The sequence below is a fragment of the Paraburkholderia lacunae genome (assembly GCF_003353175.1).
GTDB classification, from domain to species: Bacteria; Pseudomonadota; Gammaproteobacteria; order Burkholderiales; family Burkholderiaceae; genus Paraburkholderia; species Paraburkholderia lacunae.
The window spans coordinates 1-23,985 of sequence record NZ_QHKS01000032.1; the positions used below are offsets into that span (position 1 = coordinate 1).

Below are 23,985 nucleotides of genomic sequence, written 5' to 3' on the forward strand. Positions count from 1 at the left end.
ATCACCGAAGGCTTCAGCCATTTCGTTGCCTCCATAGCTGCTCCGGTTGCTTCCGGCTGGAGCGGTTGCCGGGCGGGACTTACACCCGCTGGAAAGCGCCACCTTTTCACGGCGCACACCCAACTCAGCCACTGGACGAGGCGTCACATCAATGGCGGCTTCCAATATACAACGGTGATCTGCACGTTCCCAACGGCCGGCATGTCCGAGGCCTTATCCGCCTTTCGGTGCATCGACCTCCACGGCCCAACCCGGTCTCCGGCCCCCGGGGTAAATTGTCACGGCTGCCTGTTATGGCTCGAGCCATTCACTCCAGCGTTGTCGCCGCTCCCATGGCGCGAGCAGGGTTCCGCCTGTCGTTGCCTCCTCCCCTGCGAGACAACGCTGCCTCTTGCACTCAGTCTTCTAGTTGAACATTTCCGGCCGCAAGTCACTCACCTCGATGATCACATCAGCCGGCAGTTTCGCCCGGCGTGCGGCAGTGCGGATGGCTTCAGCATTGGGCGCCTCGTACAGGCAGTAAGTCTTCTTCTTATCCGCGCTGAGAAATGAAAAGAGCCATTCGACGCCCTCCTCGTCGTTGATCCGCTTCACAGCGTCCGCACTTTCTCTGGTGACCTCTAGCTGTTCTGCAAAGCTTCGTTCAATCATAAAACGTGGCATGAGATTCTCCTGAGAGTGATGGCCGCATCGCCGCAGTTCGAACTGTGCGATAGGCGTGCACTAGTTTCCGAGCGCTGTGTTCGCACACACGCCAGCGATGCGCTCGACGAGAGCAAACATCTTCAGTTCCTTCGCAGCGGCGGCCGCATCGGCGAGCAAGGCCTTTGCCTGTGCCCTATCTCCTACACCATTGCGCGCTGCCAGCATTCGCGCGAATTCGTACCGGCCATGCGCGAGCCAGGGCCACGCTCGCAAGCGCTCGTCCATGCGTAGCCCGTATTCGAAATGCTCTTCGGCGGCAGACCAATCGCCCAGTGCATGGGCGAGCATGCCGAGATACCGTGCCGCGGATCCGCAGCACAGCGTAAAGACAGGAACGGTGACGACCTGATCCCGGAACGGCAGGAGAAAGGTATAAACCTGTTCGGCGCGCTCGACCTCTCGGAGCCGCGCAGCAACTTCCGCCAGATACGTCAAGGTCACGAGCCGCTTGCTGTCGAGAGGGATGCTGGAATCCGATTCTGTGAGCCGGTCGAGATTGTCGCGGGCCTGCGCTTCCAGGCCGAGATCGCTGCAGATCAACATGAGCCCGGGCCGCCACGCTGCGTTTTCGGAATGCTCGTCGACGAACCGCTCGAAGAGCGGCGCTACCTCGGCGAGCCGTCCTTGTTCGCGGCGTATCGTGAACATCTGCATGCCGTACACGCCCGTTGCGAGTGTCGCGCCGACGGTCTGCGCCATCTGGAACGACTCTCGCGCCTTGTTTTCCGCCACGGCGAAGTCCCCGACGAGTACGGCGCGCATCGCCTGCGCACCCTTGACGCACCACTTGTCGACGAAGTGCTGTCCACTGGTGGCAATTTCCCGATACCTTTCCAGGGCACTCTCGAAGCGTTCTACGTCGCCGATCTCCAGGTAGCCGGCAAGACATCGAGCGCATGCGTGACCTATGGTGTCCGCATCACCGAGATCTTCCGCGATCTGGCGCAGCTCCTGCAACACGCATTGGCGCTCCGCAAACTTGTCCGCAGGCAAAGGACGGGCCCCGACATGCATCATCTCGCACACCAATGCGTCGAATAAGCTCGGCAGGTCGTTCAGGCGTCTGGCGAGGGTGACAGCCTCCAATGCCAATTCGCCAGTTTGCTCACGCGCACCGGTCATGTGAACGGTGCGGACCAGTCGACTCAACAGGCGACAACGCTCGATCGACTCCTCGGTTCCGATCAAGGCGAGCGCCTCTTTGAGCAAGGAAAGCGATGCTTTGCCGGAGCCTTCGAGGAACGTTTCCGCGGTGTCGAATCCCAAGGCCGCCTGCACAAGAAACGACGGAAGCTTCTGTTCGCGGGCAATCTGCGCCGCCTGGTGGAAGGTCGCTTTCGCTTCGAGACGGCCCAATCGGAGCTCCGCTCCGCCTCTTGTCAGCAGCAAAGGCAGCAGGTGCGCGGCCCTATCCTGATCACCGTAGGAGCATCGATCGAGCAATTCAAGCCCGCGCTGTGCATGTTGGATAGCCTCCTCGTAGGCCGCGCCCGAAAGTGCCCGTTCTCCGGCACGCTGCCAGTAGCTGACTGCGCGAACCGGCAGGTCTGCCGCAGTGAAGTTCTGAGCGATCAGTTCAGGTTGCCGCTCGGCTATTTCCGGATAATGGTCCTCCAGCGCAACCGCGATCAGCGCATGGTATTGGCGACGGCGCGCAAGCAACAGGGATTGGTACGCGATCTCCTGGACCAACGCGTGCCGAAACAGATACGTGTCTCCCTCCGCTGGCGTACCGGAAGCGGGCACGATGATTTCCGCCGCGACAAGGCAGTCAAGCGTGTCCCGCAGTTCATTCTCTGGCTTCGATGCAATCAGGCCAAGCAGCTTCCTGCCGAACTCCCGCCCCACTGTGGCCGCCATCTGGGCGGTTTCCTTGACGGTCGGCTCCAGCCGGTCGAGCCGCGATAGCAGGGAGCCCTGCAGCGTGTCCGGAATCGCAATGGTCTGCGGCGTTCTTTTCAACTCATAGCTGATGCCAGCATCCTGCAACCAGTCGCCCTGCAGGACGGTCTTCGTCAGCTCCTCGACGAAAAGCGGCACGCCGTCCGTTTTTGAGACGATCTGATCGAGTACGGGACCCGGAAGCCGCTTTCCATCCGTCAGCCGTTCGATCATCGCGATGCAATCGCGGCGCGAGAGCCGATCGAGATTGATTTGTACGAGATGAGGGTAAGCCCATCCTGGTTCGAACTCGGGCCGCGCCGTGAGCAGTACAAGCAGCGGGGCGGCCACCAGGCGCTCGAGCACTAGCCGGACGAGCTCCTGTGAAGACGGATCGATCCAGTGCGCGTCCTCGACAACGACGAGCACCGGTTGGACTCGGGTCGACTTTTCGACGATAGCGACGAGCACGTCCAGCGTCCGTCGTTTGAAGGAAGGAGATGAGACGTCGGTCGCCTGATGGCGCGCGGCCGCCGGAATTCCCAGCAAGGTTGTGAGTACGAGAACCGTTTCGTCGACATCGACGCCTAGTCTTGCGATTCCAGCCTCCAGCAGTTCAAGATCCGAAGCGCGGGGCAGGTCGAGTCCGAGCTCAAAGACGCGCCGTAGCCAGCGCAACACCGGCCAAAAAGGGCTGTTGCGATAGTACGGGGAACCGTGGAGCGAAATGACCGCATGGGTGTCTCCACTGATGCTGTCGCCGAATGCTCGCAGCAAGCGGGATTTTCCGATTCCCGGCTCGCCGATCAGCATCACGCAGCGCATCTCGCCATCGACGCTCTGCTTCCAGCGCTGCCGGATCATGTCGAGTTCCGCGGCCCGTCCGATGAGCGGCGTCATGCCGTGGCCCGCCGTGACTTCGAAGCGGTCGATCGCATCCAGTTGCGCGAGCACGCGCTGGACCTGAACCGGACCGGAAACCCCTTTCAGTTCTTGCCTACCGAGGTTTTCGAGCAGGAACGATCCTTCGATCAGGCGTTGCGTGGCCGGGCCCACGACTACCGCGTCGGGCGGTGCGAGTGCCTGCAGCCTTGCCGCGATGATTGGCGCCTCTCCGACAATCGCCTGGCGATCCAGTGAAGATCCAGCGCCAATCGCGCCGGCGACGACCAGTCCCGTCTCGATCCCGATACGTACCTGTAGTCGTACGCCGTGCTCAACCTCGATGCGATTGTTGGCCTCGCGAAGCGCCGAAACGACGGCGAGCGCGGAAAGTACCGCGCGCACGGCATCGTCTTCGTGTGCATTCGGGTAGCCGAAATAAACGAGCAGTCCGTCACCGAGGTAAAGCGCGATGTGACCTTCATGAGCTTCGATCGCCCTTGCGCAGACTTGATGGTAGAGCCCCAGCAGGCGTCGCATGTCCTCGGGATCGAATCGTTCCGCGAGCCCCGTCGAATCAACAAGGTCGACAAACATCACAGTGAGCTGCCGCCTCTCGGCCTCGACGGCTACGGACGCAGATGACGAGGGTCGTTCTCTTCGTTCCCCCGCGCGTTCGAGCGATCGCGCGTGAGCTTCGGCCAGTGCCGCAAGTCCTTTCGCGAGCCGCTTGCGGTCACCGAGCGTCAGGCCGAGCTCCTTCAGCTCATGATCGGAAAGATCGCCGAGGACATCCCAGTCGATCCCTTCCGCGGCGAACTTCGCAGCGTGCTCACCGAGGCCGATCTGCACCAGCCATGTCGTCAGATCGTCGGTCATCGCTGGATCTCTGGCATGCCATTTAGCCTATGATCGGCGCGGGAACCCAACTTGTCCATGCGCCTTCGCACGCGTTCCAACGATTGCTTGATAAAGCGCCGTACATGGCAGGCGCGTGCGTCGGTATCGCTTAAGTAAGAGCACCGAACATTGCACTGTGTGGTGCGCGTCTCACACAAATCACGCGCATTCACACTCGCATGCGCTGGTGAGCGCGAAGCCTCACCACAGCCAGCACATTGCCATCAGGCATTCGACTTGATGAAACACAGAGGGCGCCCGCGGGCGCCCTCGTTGGTCCATCTTCCTTCTCGTCAGCAATTCCCCTTTTTCGCCTGTCCCGGCGGACAGAAGCCGTTGCCCGGACCACCTTGTGGCCCGCCTTGCGGCACGACAACCACGCCCGGCGAATCAGGCACATACAGCGCACAGCCACTCAACAGGGCGGCACCTTTCATCAGAAGACAGAAAATTTTTTTCACGGGGTTCTCCGAGGAAGGGCTTGCGCCCTTCCTTCATCGCGTGATGATCGTTAGAAACTGAAGTTGACGTTGGCCTGATCGCTTGCCGACACGTTGACTGCGGACGACTGGGTCGCCCCGCTCACGCTATCGGCCTCTGCGGTGTACTGTCCGGCGGCACTTGCGGCCGGGGCCAGCGCGACCGGCAGGCTTCCCGTGTAGGTGCCGGTCAGTGGCGCAGCCGCAGGCAGGTTCAGCGCGTAGTTGCCGGTATCCAGATTGGCGTTCGCGCTGGTGATTTCATAGTTAAGGCCGCTAATCGATTGTAGCGCCCGGACGATGGCCTGCGCGCTGACCGGCAGAACTGTCCCGCTTGCGACGTGCATGACGGATGCCGGCAGCACGATCGGTGCCGACGACGTGGCCACGACCGTCGATGTATTCACAACGACCGGCACGGAGCGCACGACACCCGTTGCAACGTTATTCTGCACGATGACGACATCATAGTTGCCATTGGTTGAACTCTGCTCGAGCGGCGTTAGCACGAACTGTCCGTTGCTGTCGGCGACGGTGCCCTTGATAATGTGGCCGTTCTGCTCAGCATAGACAGCGGCCCCCGCTTCGGCCGGGGCAACGTAGCCGGAGATCGTGCCGCTCACGACCGTCGGTGTCGCGGTCACAACCGGCTTCAGACTGTACGAGCCGTTACCTTTCTGGACGATCGATTTGCACGCATTGAAGTCGAGTACGAGATCGACCAGCGTGTTGGGTTGAACCGTGAACGGCCGGATGATCTTGTAACCGCTTTGCGTGGCGCTTGGCGCGTCGAGCGACTGCTCGCTGCCGCCGGTCGGAACAATCGAATTTGCCAGCGTGTTGCCTTGATTCTGCGCGAGCACCAGTCGAACCTGCTGATACTGGCCGGCGGGCAATGCGGTTTGTCCAAGGTCGGCCAGCACGCCGTTGGTCAGCGACAGCAGGTCGATTTTCTGCGGGCTCGCCAATGCCACGTCAGTCCAACCGCCGTCAGTGTCACCGGCCTGCGCATTCGCGTTGACGCGAACCTTGCTGACCGTCACATATACATGATCGAAACCGCATGACGGGGAGTCTGTCATCTGGACATGAAGCGTGCCCGTGGCGGTGCTGCCGCCATCGCCACCTCCGCCTCCACATCCGGCAAACGCGAATGGGAACGCCAGCACGCACGTCAGTGTTTTGAGTGTCGCCTTCATCGGGAATCCTCCTCCATTGTTGTGCGCTGAAGGATACGGAAATGCCCTGTAAGTAGATCGAGCAAATTGCAACGATCAGTAACCAAAATATTTAACATTTTCTCGCATGCTGGGAGAAACTTTGGTCGCCAGTTTGCATGTGATGCAGTGTGCATTTCTGGGACAAAGGGCGCACGGCTTTAGCGAGGCGACTGATAACCGGCCTAATTGTTAATCTGCGGCATTTGCACTATGGTGGTAGTTGCTCTTCGTTACATAACAAGAACGAACATTGGGGGAAAGCATGGTCACGTTATTCGACCTCGAAATCGCTCATCTTGTACGGGTGATGGGCGCATCAATGATCGGGGACCTCGCGGGACCGATTCTGCCGGGCGCCTATTGGCGCGAGCGGATTTATCAGTTGCTCGATTCGCAGCACCTGACCAATGCGCAATTGCGCTCGCTGGACAGCCTGCTGCTGCAACTGGATGAACTCGAAGCCCAGGTCTCGAATAATTTTGCCCCTCGGGCGGCAGTCAGCACGGGCTAACGGCTCTGATCCGAATGGAGAGGTGCAGCGATTCCCGGTTGTTCGTTTCAGTGCTTCCCTAAACCCGTATGCTGCGAATCTGACAGGAGATAAGTCATGAAGAAATCCGGCGTACTTCTCGCGTCGCTGACGGTCACGGGTATGCTGGCATCGTCACTCGCTATCGCGCAACCGCCGCACGACAACCCGGGTAAAGGCAATCACGGTCAAGGATCAAAGGAGCACGGTCCGAAACAGGTTCCGCCGGGACACGACCCCGAGGGACCAGGCAACTCGGCGAACGCGCCCGGCCACTGGCGCAAAGGTGATCGCCTGCCTCCCGAATACCGCGATCGACAGTATGTGATCGATGACTGGCGCGCCTACCGGCTTGCTCCGCCTCCGCGCGGCTATTCCTGGGTCGGCGTCGGCGGCGACTATTTGATGGTGCAGATCTCTTCTGGGCTGATCCTGCGAGTTGGGCCGTAATCCAGAATATTTGACAGTTGCATCTGTGCCGGTCATGGCGCACTGCGAGCACGGCGATGAACGTCAGAAGGTGGCCCGCGCTCTGCCGAACGGAGATGTCGCTACTCGACCAACTCAGTCACTCACACCCGTGCGTCGAAGGTCAGCTTCTCAGCCGGCTCCCGTCATTCATGCGTAAGCGCTCAAGCTACCTCATAGCATTGCCGTCGCTTCGATCTCAATCTTGAAGCCGAAGTGGAGCGGACCGGTCGGCACGATCGCGCGTGCCGGCCGCGCATCGCCTGCCCAGCCCGCGTAGATCTCGTTGAAACTTCGCCAATGCTCGATATCGGCGAGATAGACGCGAACCTGCACTAGTTGCGCGATGCTGCTGCCCGCACCTTCCAGCGCCACCTCGAGATTCGCCAGCACCTGCCCGGCTTGCACCTCGAACGACGCGTCCGTCAGCTTTCGGCCCTGCGCGTCGATCGGCAACTGGCCTGACACGAACACCAGCCCGTTTGCGATCGCCACGTGACTATAGTGGCCTCCCGGCGTCGCGAGGCTCGCCGGGTTGTCCATGCGCGGCAACCGCGCGCTCGATTCGTCACCAGCCATGAAAGCGGCTCCATACGGTAGTTTCGCCATCTGCGGATAGCGCGTGATACTCCGGGAACTGCGCACCCGTCGCACAGGCATGATTGGGCAGGATGCGCAGCTTCGTTCCGATCGGAAAGCGCGCCGCCAAGCTCTTTCCCTGCTGCGTCCCATGCGCCGGCGACAGGATGCCGTGCTCCTGGTTCGCGCTGCTCAATACCCAGTCGGTCAAAGGCGTGCCATCGAGCGTACATGGCAGGCCATATCCGAAATCTCGCGTCTGTTTCGACGTTCCGCGATCGCGGCTCATCGCCATCCAGCCCGCATCCAGAATCAACCAGTCTTTCTCCGGCTGATGACCGATGACTGTCGTGAGCACGCTCAAAGCGATGTCATCGGTCGAGCATATGCCGATGTTATGCATCACGAGATCGAAAAAGACATAGACGCCTGCGCGCACCTCGGACACGCCATCGAGTTTCTCGGCGGACAACGCCGTGGGCGTCGAACCGACGCTCACGGCGTCACAAGGAAAACCCGCTTCACGCAGGCGTTGTGCGGCGCGAACGCAACCCGAGCGCTCTTGCTCGGCGAGCGCGGATAGCGCGTCAGGCGTATGAAGGTCGTAGCTGGACCCCGCATGCGTCATCACGCCGCCGAGCTTGACGCCACCGTCGTGCAGAATGCGCCCGACTTCCAGCAACGCATCCTGCTCCGGTGCGATCCCTGAACGATGCCCGTCCGTGTCGACCTCGATCCAGACTTCGAGCGTTTCCCTCTGCGCGGCGCAAAATTTCGCGACTTCTGCTGCTGCGGATGCGTTATCGACCACCAGCTTCAGGTCGCAGCCCTGTTGTCTCAACGCCATCGCTCTTGGCAGCTTCGACGGCGCGACACTGACCGCATAAAGAATATCGGTCACGCCAGCCGCAAAGAACGCTTCCGCTTCTTTCAGCGTCGATACCGTGATGCCGTTCGCGCCCGCCGCCAATTGCGCGCGCACCACCTCCAGGCATTTGGTCGTTTTCACGTGCGGGCGGAACCTCACGCCGAGTGCGTTCATGCGTGACTGCATGCGCGCAACATTCCTGTTCATCCGTGGGACATCGACCAAGGCTGCAGGGGTATCGAGTTCGTCGAGTTTCATGATTTCAGGCCGACAGGTTGTTGTGCGCCGATGCGCTAAAACGGCTGCACCAAGGGACAAGAGCGTCGAGTGTGGGCACTTCGATTTCAGGAGGCGGCGCGCCACGCCCTGCCCGCCTGCTCCGAGCCGGCGGCACGATTCCAGAGCGTCCATGAATCGAGAAGCGCGGTCAAGAGATCGAAGAGGACCGCCTTCGGGTAGGCGGCCGGTGCGAATGAATTGCTCATGAGCGAGGCAACTCCCGTGATTGCCGTTCGTTCATGGCACCAAGTATAGAGTTCGATCGCGCGCTGTCGATTCGGTCAAGCAAAATCAATCATTCAAAAAAACTGAATATCTGTCGAGGCACGGCTTAGCTTCGCCACGGCGGCTGCGGCCTGAACCGCGCCTGTAGATATCGCATGAATTGGCGCGTGCGGGCGGGCAATCCGGCGCGATTGCTGGTAAGAGCGATGACATCGGCGTCGGGCGCCTTCCATGCGGGGAGCAGCCGCACGAGATTGCCCTTCGCGACATCGTCCGCGACGTCCCATTCCGAGCGGAGAATGACGCCCCGGCCCTCGCACGCCCATCGGCGAATCACTTCGCCATCGTTGCAACTCAACTTCGACGACACCCTGACGCTGCGCGCCGTACGGCCCTTGTGGAACTGCCAAAGCGATACATCTTCGTTGTTCTCGCGCAGCACGATACACGGCAGATGTGCCAGATCGTCGGGTGTTTCCGGGTTCGGAAAGCGCTTCAGAAACGCCGGGGACGCACAGACGAGGCGTGCATTCGGTGCGATCGCATAGCCGATCAAATTCGACGCAGGCAGCTCGCCGATATGAACCACGATGTCGTAGCGCTCGGCCGTTTCGGTCAAGGGTTGATCGGTGAGCGTCAGCTCGATGTCGACGTTGGGATTGTCTTGCTGGAAGCCGGAAACGACGGAAGCCAGGTAGCGCCGCCCGAACCCTAGTGGCGCGCGGATCCTCACGGTGCCGACGAGCCCTGCTCGGCGCGCACGCAAATCCTCGAACAGCGTGTCCAACTCTTGCACGAGCTCTGCGCCGCGTTGGCATAGCTGCGTCCCTTCCTCCGTGAATCGCAACCGGCGAGCGGTGCGGTCGACGAGGCGCGTATCGAGTTTCCTTTCGATCTGTTGCAGTCGCTGCGTGACCGTAGACGGCGAAATCCCAAGCTTTCTCGCTGTCGCAACGAGGCTGCCCGCGTCTCGTATCGTCAGCAGGAAACGAATGTCGCTTGAATCGTTCATGTCGGTATCGTCGGTGGCTGAAGCGAAGCACTCTATTATCGCCACATAACGAGCCGCGATCTAACTGCGTAATGCCCCGAATGGCGGGTTGCCGATCTTCACCGCGCGCGCCTCGCCAACCTTTTGGTCGATTCTCCTGTTTTCTGCCACGACCTTTCGTTCGTCGCGGCCATGAATCTTTCACGAAATTCACGTGGTGTGATACCGAATTTCACACGAAAGGCACGCGAGAAATGAGAGGAATTGTTGAATCCGTTACTAAAAGCAATTTCGCCGATTGTAAGGTGCACCTTCGCGTAATTTTCCAGTTCTGCCTTACATGCCAACAAACGGCACGACCACAGCCACGCGCTGAATGTTTGCGACTCTCCTTCGAATAGACGGTGAATATGCGCAGGCGAAATACCCAATGCCTGCGACACCGTACTCATCGACAGTGCAGGATCGCGAAAATGATCGGTGACATATTGCCTGATTCTGGTCAGGTGGAATAAGGCAAGATTTGATATCTGCGTTTCGGCGGTAGGCGAAAATGCTGCCACCGTTGCCGCAAACAATTGCGTAAGCGCATCACCTGCGTAAGCAACAGCCGATGGCGGGAGAGCGTCGAATTCGGTCTGAAAATAATTGTCTGCCATTCGTGCAAACAATTGCACCGCTGGATTCTGACTGTTGAGGACGGTTGCGGTCAACGCGTCGATGCCCGGAATTTTCAGCCGCAAGGCATCGGCGGGGAAAATCAGTACAGTCTGTGAGAAGTCTTCCTTGAATGAAAGATCGTATCTCCTGGCGCTGGTATAGAGGGCCATGTCCCCCGGTTTGAGCGTAGCCAGACGACCGTCTTGCTGGAGGCCACTGTTTCCGTTGCGCTGAATATTCACCAGAAAATATTCACTATCCGCCTTCGCCATCAGTTGCGGCGTGCGCGCAACTTGTTGCCCCCCGGCGGCGATCCGGGACAGATTAATCTTGTCGATTTTGCGCAGGCTGATTGCCGCGTGGAACTGTTCCGGCTCGGCAACTGAATTGCAATCGACCTGCACCAAATGCTGGCAAACCAGATCCGCCCAGAATGCTACTTTATCGCGGGCGCGGACGGCATCCGTCGACACGTGCACCAAAGCCGTGCTCGCTTGCAAAGCAGCCGTCATAGTCTTTTCCGCAAAGAGACAACCAGCAAAATGTCCCGAGAGCCCGGGAACAACTTATTCGACGATGTTTCGCTAGTCTAGCATCGGAAATAATTTGTAATTAATCGGTCATTGGTTGCGTGGCGTAGCTGCCCCGCGACGCGGTTGACCGTTTCCAGGCATCTAGACCGCTTCAAACTATAACTCGGGGGAAGTCCACAATGAAATTCACAACGATTGCTTTGAGCACATGCGTACTTGCTTTGTCGGCATGTGGCGGGGGCGGTAATTCCACATCGACAGCCGGGGGGGCGGCTGGGCAGACCATCAGTGGCGTTGCCGCCACCGGTTTGCCGTTGCCTGCCGCAACGGTCAATGCGACTTGCGCATCCGGTTCCGGAACGGCAACGACGGCTGCGGACGGCAGCTATTCGGTCACGATCAAGGGCGCAAGCCTGCCCTGCGTGTTGACCGCCACCAGCAGCGACAGCAAGGTCATCCTGCATTCAGTGGTTCCTGGCGCCGGGTCGAGCAGCAGCAAAGCAACTGCACATATCACGCCGCTCACCGAACTGTTGGTCGCCCAGTTGAGCGGGCAGGATCCAGCCCAGTTTGCGTCGGCCTTCGGTCCAACCACGGCAGTGAGCGCTGCTGCGCTCACCAGCGCTCAATCAGCCCTGATTTCTGTGCTCAAGAGCGCGGGCGTCGATCCTTCGAGCATCGGCGACTTTATCGGCGGCACGATCAGCGCCGGCAGCCATCAGGGCTATGACGCCATTCTGGACACGCTGCAATCCACGATCACCAGCGCCGGCACGAGCTTGAGCGAATTGAGCACCGCGGTTGCCAACAGCACCAGCAGCACCACCGCTGCTGCCTCGACCCTCAGCACCATTCTGGCGCCTGCCAACCCCGACTGCACGGCGCTGAAGAGCGGCGATCACCGCCTGATCAAGCTATCCGACGGGTCCACGAAACAGGTGACCGTAGATTCGGTGAAACTGACCGTCGCCATGAACGGCAGCAGCTATCAGCTCACCAGGAACGCGACCTGCGATTTCTCGTTAAACGACCCCGGCTCGACGCGCGTGCTGGTGGCCAAATCCGGCCTTGCGTCCTGGACCAACGGCAGCGGCGCGACGGGAACCTCCTCGCTCTCGATGCCGGCGCAGACCATCGACCCGAGCGTCATCAACGGGGGCTACAACTTTGCGTTCTTCAGTGGCTCACAGCAAAACCTGTTTGGCACCCACAACTATTTAAAGGGCGTCACCACGGCGGCGACCAACTGCCCGAATGGCTACGGCAGCTGCGCAGTCGATAACGTTACGCCCTATGGGCATCTGGTCGCCACGCCCGACGGCGGTGCGGATTGGATTGATGACGGCAGTCAGGCGGGTACCGCGCAGTTTCACGCGGTGGGATTCAGAAACGCGCAAGGCAACATCCTCTGGTTTGCGACGGTGCTGGCCTCAGGCGGCGGCGCAGGCGTCTTCGTTCCGCAAACGACGTTGTCCCTGCCTGCAGTCGGCACGACAAGCGCCTTCTGGCAAAGCACTGTCAGCAGCACCGGCCTGAGCGCGGTCACGGAAGACAGCCATACCATCACCGCGCAGAGTGGCACGGCCGTCACGCGCACCTTTGCTGATAGCCATACGGACGTGGTGAGCTACAACGATCCGTTCGGTGGGATGCGTCACCGCGCCGCGAATACCTGCACGACTACAGCCGGTGCGGCAACGACCTGCAAGTCAGTGCTGCAACTGCCACTGGGCGGCATGACGCTGGCGTGGTTTGGTTCCGCAAGCACGTATGGCGTTTCGATTTCGGTGAACAAGTCGGGCAGCAACTAGACACCCTGTACCCGATGTCTGGGATGTTTAGCACTGGCCTGTAATGGGCCAGTGCAAACTCATGTCGATGCTATGTAGATGATCGCGACAACCAAGCTGATCGGCGCTTGACAACTCACTGCTCATAGAAGTCGACCCTTATGCACTTCGGCTCCGACAGCAGTGGCGAACGCGGTGCTGCAATCTACACTCTGGTCGGCACCGCCCTATGCCGCATCCGGCATAGGGCAGATCATGCCGAATCCCGTGCTATGCCGAACGGCTGGTGCTGATGGCGATTTGGGCACCGCAAAAGCGACCTCGCTGCCGATCATACATCGTGCGCGTTCGGCATAGTCGGACTCTTCACAACGCGGTTAGGAACTCAAGTAGTTTATCGCCTGCACGGTATCGACCCAATGGTTTGCCGTTCGAGGACTTGACTTTAGCCAGCGCGGCTTCCTTGAGGGCTAAATGAGCGTGCAAATAGACCTGAGTGGTTTCGACCGATTCGTGTCCTAACCACAACGCAATGACGGAGCAGTCGACGCCGGCATGAAGTAGTTCCATTGCAGCGCTGTGCCTGAGGACGTGTGGCGTGATTCGCTTACGTGTCAAGGACGAGCAGCAGGCACTCGCGGTGGATACATACTTGCCCAGAAGATGTTGCACAGAGTCAGAGCTGAGCCGACCGCCGCTTATATTAGGGAACAACGCGTGCGCGCCGTTGCGCGGGGGCTCTTGCAGCCAGGCTTTGAGCGTGGCGATGGTATGCGTTGTCAATGGCGTGCATCGTTCTTTGCGCCCCTTGCCGAGGCAGCGAACGTGTGCGCCGCGACCCACTTGCACCGAATCACGATCGAGCCCTGTCAATTCGGAGAGTCTCAACCCCGTCTGAATCGCGAGCAATAGCAGAGCATAGTCCCGACGTCCAAGCCACGTTGTTCTATCAGGAGTAGCAAGAAGCGCTTCGATCTCAGTGCGTGTCAGAAACTGAACGAGTCGCTTATCGTATCGCTTGGTCGGTATCGCGAGTACACGCTGGATGTGCGCGGCGTATGCAGGCTCCTCGAATGCGGTGAAGCGGAAAAAGGACCGGATCGCGGTTAGACGGAGGTTGCGTGTCCGTACGCTGACTGATCGCTGCGTCTCCAGATCCTCGAGAAACGCGGCAATCAGCGGCGCGTCAAGATCGCACAGGTCGAGGCTGGATGGGGGCTTCCGCAGGCAGGCTTGTGCGAACTTGAACAACAGACGAAACGTGTCTCGATACGATGCGATAGTGTGTGGGCTGACGTGGCGTTGCCGCATCAATCGCTCTGTGAAGAAGCGTTCGATCAACGCAGGCAGGATGTGGGTTGGTCTCATGATGGGGCTCCCCAGCGCACGTCGAGCCTTCGCGCGGCGAGCCCCATCAATTCAGGACACGCCGACAGATACCAGTACGTGTCGCGCACACAGGTGTGCCCCAGATACGTGGACAGCACGGGTAACCATGATTCGACGCTTTGGCCCGATCGATACCAGGCGAGCAGCGTCTGAACTGCGAAGCGATGCCGGAAGTCATGCAGACGAGGACCGGAATGGGCATCGGGGCTTCGAAGCCCGGTTCGCCGTGAAAGCTTCAAAAATACCGGATGAACGTATTGGTGCAACAGTTTGCCACCTTGCTCAGCGATGAAAAAGTATGAACTGTGCGGTGGCCAGATGTGCGCGTCTCGTCGCTGCGCATAGTGCGCCAATACGGCTCTGGTTGTGTGGTGGACCGGGACAAGGCGTGACTTACCGAACTTGGTGTCGCGGATCGTGATAACGCCGTCTTCCAGATCAACGTCTTCTCGTCGCAGGTTAAGTACTTCACCGATCCTCAGTCCAGTCACGGCCAGCAGTCCGAACAGACAGTGATACGTCCACCGACGCAAGCCATCTGCTGGAGGAAGTTCTAACGCAGCCGTCAACAACTTCTGTATCTCTACGTCGGTGTAGAGATAGGGCCTCGGGCGTGATGGACCAACAAAAATGCCCAACGGTGGCACTTCCGTCCTGATTTCCGCAATGCGCCGATAGCGTGCAAATCCGCGCACATCTGTTAAACGTAACGCCCATGACGCGCGCCCGTCTATAGGCAGCATTGCCCACTCAAGAGCGAGCTTGTGCGTGATAATGGTAGCGGCGCGGCCATCCATAAAACGGACAAAGCTCGTTAGCCGCCTCTCCTGGTTCTCAAACTTGAACCCAAAACCACGACGCATGAGCACGTACTGCCGAAGCGCTTGCGAGAGAGTGTTCATTGCACACCTCCCGGCCACGGCAGGCCAAGCGTGCGCAGCGAGGCGATATCGACCTTCGCATAGATTCGGGTCGTGTCATGATCCTGATGACGGAGAACTTGACCGATCTGTGTCAATGACGCACCGGCTCGGAGCAACTGAGTCGCGAGGCTATGCCGGAAGAGATGTGCGCCCTTGTGCGAAACATTATCGATTCCCGCGCGTGTGAGTGCCATCGTGGCGATCATGGAAACCGCCGCCGACGATGCAAACCCTACGTGCGGAGCCAGGTGCCGGAGAAACACGCGTCGACTCCCGGATTGCGGCCGCCCGTGCTTTAGGTAGTCCACCATTGCGGCGCCAACCTCCGCCGGCAACGGTAGCTCAGCGCGTCGCCTTCCCTTGCCGTGAACGGCAAGTTGGCCAATACGCCAGTCAATATCATCGAGCGTCAGCAACGTAATCTCATTTGCTCGCAGTCCAAGGCGAGCAAGCAGCAACAAGATCGCGTAGTCTCTGCGTCCGACGGAAGTATGCCGGTCACAGCCGTTGAGCACGGTTTGAACCTGGTCGGGCAGCAGATAGGTGGGAAGCGATGTGAACTGCCACGCTCTCACACCTGGTACGCAGCTCGCAAGATCGGCGGCAATGTAACCTCGGTATTGCAGAAAGCGCATGAACGCGCGAATGGCCGAGCACATATGTTTCGCGGATTGCGGACTATGGTCTCTTGCATGACGTTCGACGAAGGTCATGACGTCCGAACCAGTCAGGCTGGTGACTTGCGGATACCCAGACAGGCAATGCTCCCGCAAAAACTGCCGAGCGAAAGGGACATGGCGAACGGCAGACACGTGCGCCAATCCGCGCTCCTGGATCAGATATCGGTCAAAATCCCGCACAATCTGTTCGAGCTCGTCCAGTGCGAGAGGTGGCTTGGCAGGAATTGCATCGATCTCTCGAAGCAGACCGAGCAGTCTGATCAATGCAGGACGATCACTGAGAAATGGACATCGATATCGGCGACGGAACTCCTGATACTCGTCTATCGATTGCTCGTTGATGTCGTTAAGCTCAAGCCGTTTGCGTGCGAGCCAATGACTGAAGTCGCAAGCCACGCGAAGATTGCGCCATGCTCCTTGCCGACAATGTCCCTCTCGCAGCAGCCGCGCTGCGAACAGATCGATATGAACTCCCAACGGCCCTTCGTGAAGCCGTTTCAGCATCTTGGGACTGTCGTAATACGCTTCGATGGTCATGTCTACTCCTTCCCGCCAAAATGACAGGAGAGAGCCTCAGACTATGCCGAATGCGCAAACCGCATCGCATGACCAGGAGTGAATGATACGAAACGCTTCGGCATAGCACGGGATTCGGCATGAACCGCCAAACTGAATGGCCTTGATCCCGAGGCCTACCTGCGCCACGTCATCGCTCGCATCGCCGACTATCCCGTCAATCCGTGTCGACGAACTGCTGCCATGGATTGTTGCTGATCGACTGTGCATCCCTGACTCATAAGGGTTGCGTCAAAGGCCTCATATACCTCCCAAAATAAGTCGGGCCATTTACCGTCTTCCTTGGCGAGAAAATCTGCGTAAAGCAATCCGGCCATCTTGTTCACGACGGCGTCGCAAAACCGAAAAGTAAAGTGGCTGCGGTAAAAACCCACAGCGAGCTGCATCGCAATATCGTCAAATCCCGCACATAGGGAGACGCCGGCAGCTTCGCTCCAACATTCGATATCGCCTCGCGATATCTCAAACTCCATGTCGCTACGGTCGAAACTCGACTGCAGATCGTTCACGAGGTTGTTCATTGGGCAAACAAATCGCTTGGTTGCGTCGTTATCGATGGCGTATGGCCATCCCAGTCCTCGAGGTATGTTTCCCCTGCACGTCAACGTAACGCGTGACACGCTCGTTAAGACGGCCAGTAGCGGACGGTTACCGGTGTTTGGCTATGCTGAGGACAATTATCGATTTTCTCGGCGACAGTTTCAGCGGTGGCTTTTCAATCGCATCCGACTGATGCAATCTGCAGTTGAATAAGCGTGCGCGCATCGGTCATTCTGTCCGCGAAATCGGTCCTCGATGCTATTCTGAGCGGGCGAAATTTCTCTATTCTGCATATCAAAGTTTCACAACGTGAATTGCAAATGCGCCCCCTTAAGCGCGTGCCTCGCCCAAATGTAAGAAGACGTTACTCGTCGAGCGGCGACGAAATCGAAGGCGCTACATCGCTTCGCACTCCGGATTTGCGGAACCGCGCCCATGTCTGACAATTTTGCCAAACCCGATTTCTCGCTCGCCGCGGTCATTGCATTTCGTAACAAGTGGCGTTGATCGTGGCGGCTACATGCTCTAAATTTTGGGCGTCGACCAGCGACATCCGGCAACTGGGCGATGTTTCATTCTGCAAATCACGACATGCCGGATACCTGGATGGTCAGCCATCCGACACTGCAAGTCTGCACGCCGTGCGGACTTGACCAAGCGGTCGAACTCGCAATGGGTATCAATTCGACCATAAGCAGCCCGATGAGACCCGACGCGCCGTAGTGGGCTCGCCGAGTTATTCGTGTCATGCCGGCCCGGAGCCAGCTTGACAGTGGCATCTATGGTCGAATACCGACATTCGAGTGGTACTCCTTAAGCATTGCAGTTGGGAAGTGATGGTCAATATGCTGCAAACATCCAATCCGAGCGGTCCGCGCGCGGCGGCGCCGCCGCGGCTGTCCCGCTTCTTCGGAGGTCAGATGTTACGACCGCTTATTCCCCTTTGCAGGCATGCTGTTGCGGAAGCACATCCTGATTTGCGACGGCACAACCTAATTATGCGCGACGCGCGAACAAGGAAAGGTAATGGAATTCGTAAGAATGGGAATCGTCTATATTCATCTCATAGCCTGCTGTGTCGCAATTGGTCTCGTGCTGACCAGTGACATTGCCATGGTCAGGCGGCTTTTGAATACTGACCCGCCCGCCGATCTTCACCAGGTCCACCTGCCCGGTCTGCAGCGCACCGTCACGGTGGCGCTGACAGCGCTATGGGTCACCGGCATTGTGATCGTTTCGCTCGATGTGCGGACTCAGGGTCTGGCGTATCTCCAGAATCCCAAACTGCACGCCAAGGTAGCCATCGTCACCTTGTTGACCTTCAACGGCATCGCTTTGCACTACACGGTCCTCCCGGCATTGCAGAAAGCGGGATCCCTGCTGAAGCTGTCCTTCGAACGGCGTTTGGTTGCCATTTTTGCGGGAGTAGTTTCCGGAGTCTCGTGGTTCTATGCAGCGCTACTAGGCGTTGGACGTCCATTGAGCTGGAAGTATTCGTTGTTCGAGATCCTGGCAGCTTACCCAGCGCTGATTGCGGGCGGAATCGTCACAATGTTGCTTATAACGGCACTAGCGAAATCCAGGAAGCGCGGCGAACGGCGGAATGCCGACGAGGCGGCGGCCTATTGATCGCGGACACCGGGGGGATGCTCGCTGCTTGGCGCTCGTTCGCGGTCCTGAGTCGGGTCCGGGCGCAAGACGAAACGCACGATCAGGGCGTCCAACGATAAACGGTGATGCTGGAGCCCTTGACGTTGTTCTTTGTGACCACGTACTCGCCCGTCGATCGAAGGTATGCCCTGATGCCGTACATCGAATCGAGGGCGCTGCTGGCGTCCACGGTACTGTTGCTGGTGTTGACCAGCGTGGCGTCGAGGTTGCCTGTGGCGAGGTTGAAGGCGTCGATGTTCGGCCTGGCTGTCCCGCTGCCGCTGAACCAGTAGCCGACGAAGAGATAGCTGCCGGCCGCGGCAATCGACTTGGCGCCGGCGTTGGTGAGGTTGATCACCGGATTGGGTGTGGTGGTGTTGCCCGCGCTCCAGCCGTGATACACCTCGATCCGCGTGCCTATCGACGTCCAGTCCGTACTCCCGACGATGCCCCGTCCGAGAATCATGGTGTCGCTGTCCGCGAGGTAGACGATGCGCGTGAGCGGCTGGATGCTCGCGGGAATGCGGATGGGGATACCGGGTCCCCATGTTGGCTTGCCGCCGGCGTCGAAGCCGGTCAGCGGGTAGTGGTAGATGTAACCGGTCCTGGCCAGACCGGCCCACACGCCCCCCTTGCTGTCGATGCAGAATCCGTTCCTGACCGGTGCGGTCGCATTGAACGCAGGACCGGGAAGCGTGGCGTCCGGTATCGCGATGTAGCCATTCGCAGCATTGAAGTGGAAGAAGTAGAACGTATCGGGATCCTGGCTGGACACCACGAGGATCCGGTTGCCGCCGACGGTGGCAAGTTGACCGAAGTGCTCATCCCGTGCGCGATCGTTGATGTTGATGCGCGGGTCCGACGGGTAGGCGAACGGATCGACGGTGTTCGCGACAAAGGTGCCTCCCGCGCTGCCGGTGTAGATGTTGGTGCCGCCATAGAACAAGGCACCATCCGTGGCCGGGTCCGGGGCGGCGACACCCTCGAAGTTGAGGGACTGAAGCGTCCACCGCAGGTTGCCCGCACTGTTATACGCATGAATGTCGGTGCCGCCGTCGCGGCCGAGGTCCCAGCTGCCGCCCCACGGGTTGTTGAGCACGTACAGGTTGCCGGCGGTGTCCTTGCCGATGCCGGCGACGCGGGTGAAGCGCTTCGCGCCGACCTGGCCTTTGATTCCCGTCGTGGTGTCGAGATACCCGCCCTGAACGCCGAATGTACCGGCCAGCGTCGGTGTGGCCGAGAGCTTGTAGCGCTTGATGTTCATGTCGGGGCCCTCGTCTCCGACCACGAGCTGCCCCGACGACGCATCGAAATAGAGCGCCGACGGCTGCGACCCGCTGGGCATCCGGATGGTGTTCAGCAGGCCGCCGGTTGCACTGAACCCGACGATCGAGCCCTCGCTCCTCTGTGCGACCCAGACGTTGCCTGCGCCATCCAGTGCGAGCGCGCCCGGGCCCGAGACGTTGATGTCCCGCTTCCAGACGCCGTCGGTGGTGAAGATCCGGATGCGATTGCCATAGAAGTCGCTCGCATAGAGGAGCGAGCCCGCCGTGGCGAGTCCGGTGACGACGTCGATCCGGGGCTGGTTGGTCAACGCACTGACCTGAATCAAAAGATCGCGGGTCCTGGTGGTGCGGTTGTATCGCCCCACTGCGCCGCTTCCGTACGACTTGCTGGCTTGCAGCGCCGCGAAAATCGAAGTGGCATTCCCTGTGATGGCGCTGCCCTGAAACTCGCCGTGAATGCCGATGGAGCCAGCGCTGCGGCCGTTCTGGTAGATAGCGACGCCGCCCTCATACTCGTCCCACATGGAGGCCGTGTAGATGACGCCTTCGGGCGCGACCCACATGGCACGTGCGGTGTTACCCACGTGGTTGGCGAGGGTGCCATAGGTGTTCGCCAGCCAGTCGGTAGTGTTTTGCGCCTGACAGGCCGGCGCAATCGTGGCGATCGCTGCGGCGAGGAGCGCAGCATGAATTCGTTTTTTTTCCACCATGACCGATGCTCTCCTGAATGTGGCGACCATTCACATGAATGGTCGGCAAGCCAGATTTGCTGCAATCCCCGATCGGTGAAATCTTCTTCTAGACCATCTAGCGCAGCCTCTATTACGTCCAGCGTACCGTCGACAAGTTGCACGAGAATGACTGCTTCGACTCGATACGAATAGCGTGCAACTCGCGCCTCCTCTTTTATTCGATCAGATGGTGGATGTACTCGAGAGCTTCGTTATGACCATAGGCAACTCAGAGCGCCTTTACAAGCCGACCGCGACTTTGCATGCGAACGTGAATTGCGGTCTTGAGCAATGCTCGACCTTCTCCTCTTGGGCGCACGGGGAGATTGCTACTCAACCTGCATAACCTGCTTTCGCCGGTGACACAATCATTGCGCTCCCCGAACCCCTCGTCTCGTAAGGCCGAGCACCTTCATGAGCCAAACTCTTCACGACTACCTTCAGCCAACCTTGCAAGACAACGCGGCCGCCACCAGACGGCTTTGTTCACGTCGATGCACTCTGATGGACGAATGCGCACCCGATGCGGTAGAGGCTCGGCATACCTCGCGCAAGCGGCAGCCCGGCGGCAGCACCTGTTCGAGCTCCTCGCGCACGAAGCGCCACGCGCCCTGGTTCCTGTCCTCCTCCTGTGCCCACACCACCTCGGCCAGGTTCTCGAACGCACCAAGCCTAGCCGCCAGCGCGTCATGCGGAAACGGATACAGTTGTTCGATGCGAACCAGTGCCGTCGATGCATCTCGCGATTCGTCGCGTGTGCGCTGCAGTTCGTAAAAGAACTTGCCGCTGCACAGAACGACCCGGCTAACGGCACGCCGATCTGCGATGCCCTGATCCGACAGGACTGGCTCGAACGAACCGTCGACGAACGCCTCCAGCGGCGAATGCGAGGCTGGGTTGCCATAAAGCTGCGACTTCGGCGACATGACGACGAGCGGCTTGGGTCGGACCGACATCGCCTGCTCGCGCAACAGATGGAACCATTGCGCCGACGTCGACGGAACGACGACGCGCAGGTTGTCGTCGGCGCACAGTTGCAGGAAGCGCCCCAGATAACCGTTCGAATGTTCCGGGCCAACACCTTCGTGACCATGCGGCAACAGGACAGTCAACGCGGACCGATAGCCCCACTTGCATTCGCCGGAGGCAATGTACTGGTCGATGATGACTTGTGCGCCGTTCACGAAATCGCCGAACTGCGCCTCCCAGATCGTCAGCCGCTTCTTCGTCTGCACGCTGTACCCATATTCGAAGCCTAGTGCGGCTTCTTCGGTAAGAGGTGAATTGACGATATCGAACACGCCCTGATGCGCGGCGATATGTCTGAGCGGGATATGAACACCGCCGACGGCAGGCTGAACCTCCTGTGCGTGCCAGACCGCATGCCGGTGCATGAACGTGCCGCGACCCACGTCCATGCCCGAAAGACGAATGCTGTGCCCCTCTTCCAGCACGGACGCGTAAGCGATGTTTTCGGCAAAACACCAGTCCGCGGCATGACCCGGGCTGCTGGCCGTCGCCTGCCACCTCGCGATGAGGTTGCCGACGAATTCATGCAGACGGAAGCCGTCCGGCACGCAGGTCGCCGCTGCCGTCAACGAGCGGATGCGCTCCGGCGATATCGGATGGAACGGCGTCGTTGCAGCGTTCTCACGCGTACCTGGCGCGCGAACGGAAGAATGCGCATCGACCGGTTGCGCCTGCAAGGTACGCAGCGCGTGCGCACGCAAATCCGCGAGTGGCTCCGTGGCACCGATTGCGGCGTGATAGCGCTCCGTTACCGTGGGGTGGACCGCGACGGCTGTCTGCACCCGCGGCTGCGTGATGGCCGGAATGTCATGCTCCGAGTGTCCGAGGCGCCGGTAGCCGATCAGGTCGATGACAACGTCCGCTTCGTGTTTCATCCGGTAGTCGAACGCGATCCGGGCAGCGCGAATGACATCGTCCGGGTGGTCGGCATTGACGTGAATGACGGGCGCGTCGATCACGCGCGTGATGTCCGTGCAATACGTGTTCTCGCCCACATCCATCAGATTGGGCGTCGTAAAGCCGATCTGATTGTTGACGATGACATGAATGGTGCCGCCCAGCGTGTAGCCGCTCTTGCGAGTCAGGTTCAGCGTCTCCATGACGATGCCCTGGCCGGCGAATGCGGCGTCGCCGTGAACGACGATCGGTACGCAAGCCGCATCCGGGTGGTCATCCTGCCATGCGCGTGCCATGCCGCTGACGACGGGGTACACACTCTGCAGATGCGACGGGTTATGTGCCAGCAACAGCGCGACTTCGCCATGCTGGGTCTGCTTGCGCGTCGTGCCGCCCAGGTGGTAGGGCAGATCGGTCTGCACGGCGGCAATGTCGGATTCGTGGTCGAGGCAAGCCAACATCTTCGTGACAGGGAAGTCCATCACATTGACAAGCACGTTGAGACGTCCGCGATGAGGCATGCCCAGAAAGATCTGCTGCACACCGTCGATGGCCGCGCTGTCGATCAACGCGTCCAGCAGCGGCACGAGGCTGTCGCAGCCTTCCAGAGAAAAGCGCTTGGCGTGTTCGTGGCGAGACACCACAAGGCGCTCCCACATTTCCGCTGCCAGCAGGCGGCCCAGTACCGCGTCGCGCTGTTGCGGGGTCGGCGCGGGACAGACGAGTTCGGACTCCATGCGGTTGAAGAGCCATCGCTGGCGCGACCCGTTGCGCACACCGCTGCAGTCGAGTCCGAGCGCGCCGCAGTAGACGCGTTTGAGTTGCTGCTCCAGCTCCGCCACGGTGGACGCGAAGGGAAATCCCGCCTGCTCGGCCGGGCGCATCTGGGCTCCATCGAGCCCATAGAACTGCGGCGAGAGTTCGGGCATCGCGACGCGCGGCGCGAGCGCGAGCGGATCGAGACGCGCGATCCGGTAGCCGCCGTGGCGATGCGCCTCGACGAAGCGGGTGATCTGCAATGCGGAGACCGGCGGCGTCTCGACAGGCGTCTGCTGCGTGGGGAGGCCGGAAGAATGCTGCGGGACGGCGACGTGCTCGGAATAATCGTTGGACATGATGTTCAGGCGTATCGACAGAAACCGTTAATCGGATCTCGCTGTCCACTCCCCGATAGCCCCTCGGCCGGCAGCGCCAGGCTGATGCAGCAGGACGGGCGCCGTCGAGCAGGCGGCGAGCTGACCTGGACCGCGAGTGGCGCACACCTGCGCTCGCGCTCCATTGCTTCTTTCATCGAG

At 59.8% G+C, this 23,985-nt stretch carries 17 protein-coding genes and 2 pseudogenes; 5 read left to right on the forward strand and 14 right to left on the reverse strand.

Going from position 1 to position 23,985, the window contains the following annotated elements; all coding sequences use genetic code 11:
• Positions 1 to 405: 405 nt before the first annotated feature.
• The 4 genes from DLM46_RS32540 to DLM46_RS32555 all read right to left on the reverse strand — a co-directional run bounded on the left by DLM46_RS32540 (position 406) and on the right by DLM46_RS32555 (position 6,046).
• Entirely contained in the window at positions 406 to 663 is a 258-nt protein-coding gene (locus tag DLM46_RS32540; protein ID WP_115107801.1) for a DUF4242 domain-containing protein, read from the reverse strand.
• Positions 664 to 723: 60 nt separating this feature from the next.
• Positions 724 to 4,347, reverse strand: a complete 3,624-nt coding sequence (locus DLM46_RS32545; RefSeq protein WP_115107803.1) for an AAA family ATPase — start codon at positions 4,345 to 4,347, stop codon at positions 724 to 726.
• Positions 4,348 to 4,661: 314 nt separating this feature from the next.
• Entirely contained in the window at positions 4,662 to 4,829 is a 168-nt protein-coding gene (locus DLM46_RS32550; RefSeq protein WP_165848104.1) for a hypothetical protein, read from the reverse strand.
• Between the two features lie 50 nt (positions 4,830 to 4,879).
• Positions 4,880 to 6,046, reverse strand: coding sequence for a DUF4382 domain-containing protein (locus tag DLM46_RS32555; RefSeq protein ID WP_115107808.1), 1,167 nt, complete (start codon positions 6,044 to 6,046; stop codon positions 4,880 to 4,882).
• A 283-nt stretch (positions 6,047 to 6,329) separates the two neighbouring features.
• Between DLM46_RS32555 and DLM46_RS32560 the strand changes: the two genes are divergently transcribed.
• Together DLM46_RS32560 and DLM46_RS32565 are read left to right on the forward strand one after the other, a co-directional pair.
• Positions 6,330 to 6,578, forward strand: coding sequence for a hypothetical protein (locus DLM46_RS32560; protein ID WP_115107810.1), 249 nt, complete (start codon positions 6,330 to 6,332; stop codon positions 6,576 to 6,578).
• 96 nt (positions 6,579 to 6,674) lie between these two features.
• On the forward strand, positions 6,675 to 7,046 hold the full coding sequence (locus DLM46_RS32565) for an RcnB family protein (RefSeq protein ID WP_115107812.1): 372 nt from the start codon (positions 6,675 to 6,677) through the stop codon (positions 7,044 to 7,046).
• Positions 7,047 to 7,238: 192 nt separating this feature from the next.
• Here DLM46_RS32565 and DLM46_RS32570 read toward each other — a convergent pair whose 3' ends face one another.
• The 5 genes and pseudogenes from DLM46_RS32570 to DLM46_RS32590 form a co-directional block, all read right to left on the reverse strand.
• The gene (locus DLM46_RS32570) at positions 7,239 to 7,643 is read right to left on the reverse strand and encodes a RidA family protein (RefSeq protein ID WP_115107814.1); all 405 of its coding nucleotides are present in this window, start codon (positions 7,641 to 7,643) and stop codon (positions 7,239 to 7,241) included.
• On the reverse strand, positions 7,633 to 8,769 hold the full coding sequence (locus tag DLM46_RS32575) for a DSD1 family PLP-dependent enzyme (protein WP_115107816.1): 1,137 nt from the start codon (positions 8,767 to 8,769) through the stop codon (positions 7,633 to 7,635). Before DLM46_RS32575 ends, DLM46_RS32570 begins: the two co-directional genes overlap by 11 nt.
• A 95-nt stretch (positions 8,770 to 8,864) precedes the next feature.
• A pseudogene (locus DLM46_RS32580) lies at positions 8,865 to 8,996 on the reverse strand (haloacid dehalogenase); the annotation flags it as partial.
• 125 nt (positions 8,997 to 9,121) lie between these two features.
• Entirely contained in the window at positions 9,122 to 10,027 is a 906-nt protein-coding gene (locus DLM46_RS32585; protein ID WP_115107819.1) for a LysR family transcriptional regulator, read from the reverse strand.
• Positions 10,028 to 10,125: 98 nt separating this feature from the next.
• Entirely contained in the window at positions 10,126 to 11,178 is a 1,053-nt protein-coding gene (locus DLM46_RS32590) for an AraC-like ligand-binding domain-containing protein (protein ID WP_115107821.1), read from the reverse strand.
• A gap of 200 nt (positions 11,179 to 11,378) precedes the next feature.
• On the opposite strand from DLM46_RS32590, the gene DLM46_RS32595 reads away from it, so the two are divergent.
• Positions 11,379 to 13,010, forward strand: a complete 1,632-nt coding sequence (locus DLM46_RS32595; RefSeq protein ID WP_115107823.1) for a hypothetical protein — start codon at positions 11,379 to 11,381, stop codon at positions 13,008 to 13,010.
• Positions 13,011 to 13,355: 345 nt separating this feature from the next.
• On the opposite strand, the gene DLM46_RS32600 is transcribed toward DLM46_RS32595, so the two are convergent.
• Genes DLM46_RS32600 through DLM46_RS32610 form a run of 3 tightly spaced genes read right to left on the reverse strand, consistent with a single transcriptional unit; the run spans position 13,356 to position 16,518 of the window.
• Positions 13,356 to 14,357 carry a tyrosine-type recombinase/integrase gene (locus DLM46_RS32600; RefSeq protein WP_115107825.1) on the reverse strand — a complete coding sequence of 334 codons (1,002 nt, stop codon included), beginning with the start codon at positions 14,355 to 14,357 and terminating at the stop codon, positions 13,356 to 13,358.
• Positions 14,354 to 15,280 (reverse strand): tyrosine-type recombinase/integrase, encoded by a 927-nt coding sequence (locus tag DLM46_RS32605; protein WP_115107913.1) that lies wholly within the window; start codon positions 15,278 to 15,280, stop codon positions 14,354 to 14,356. The genes DLM46_RS32600 and DLM46_RS32605 overlap by 4 nt, the downstream gene beginning before the upstream one ends.
• The gene (locus DLM46_RS32610) at positions 15,277 to 16,518 is read right to left on the reverse strand and encodes a site-specific integrase (protein ID WP_115107827.1); all 1,242 of its coding nucleotides are present in this window, start codon (positions 16,516 to 16,518) and stop codon (positions 15,277 to 15,279) included. Before DLM46_RS32610 ends, DLM46_RS32605 begins: the two co-directional genes overlap by 4 nt.
• 123 nt (positions 16,519 to 16,641) lie before the next feature.
• On the opposite strand from DLM46_RS32610, the pseudogene DLM46_RS32615 reads away from it, so the two are divergent.
• Positions 16,642 to 16,780: pseudogene (locus DLM46_RS32615) on the forward strand (transposase domain-containing protein); the annotation flags it as partial.
• 1,343 nt (positions 16,781 to 18,123) lie between these two features.
• Complete coding sequence (locus DLM46_RS32620; RefSeq protein ID WP_115107830.1) at positions 18,124 to 18,726, forward strand: hypothetical protein; 603 nt, start codon at positions 18,124 to 18,126, stop codon at positions 18,724 to 18,726.
• Between the two features lie 82 nt (positions 18,727 to 18,808).
• Here the strand turns inward: DLM46_RS32620 and DLM46_RS32625 are convergent, their stop codons facing one another.
• Together DLM46_RS32625 and DLM46_RS32630 are read right to left on the reverse strand one after the other, a co-directional pair.
• Positions 18,809 to 20,743, reverse strand: a complete 1,935-nt coding sequence (locus DLM46_RS32625) for an NHL repeat-containing protein (protein WP_115107832.1) — start codon at positions 20,741 to 20,743, stop codon at positions 18,809 to 18,811.
• Between the two features lie 461 nt (positions 20,744 to 21,204).
• Positions 21,205 to 23,805: a 2-oxoglutarate dehydrogenase E1 component gene (locus DLM46_RS32630; RefSeq protein ID WP_115107834.1), complete on the reverse strand. Its 2,601-nt coding sequence runs from the start codon at positions 23,803 to 23,805 to the stop codon at positions 21,205 to 21,207.
• Positions 23,806 to 23,985 lie beyond the last annotated feature (180 nt).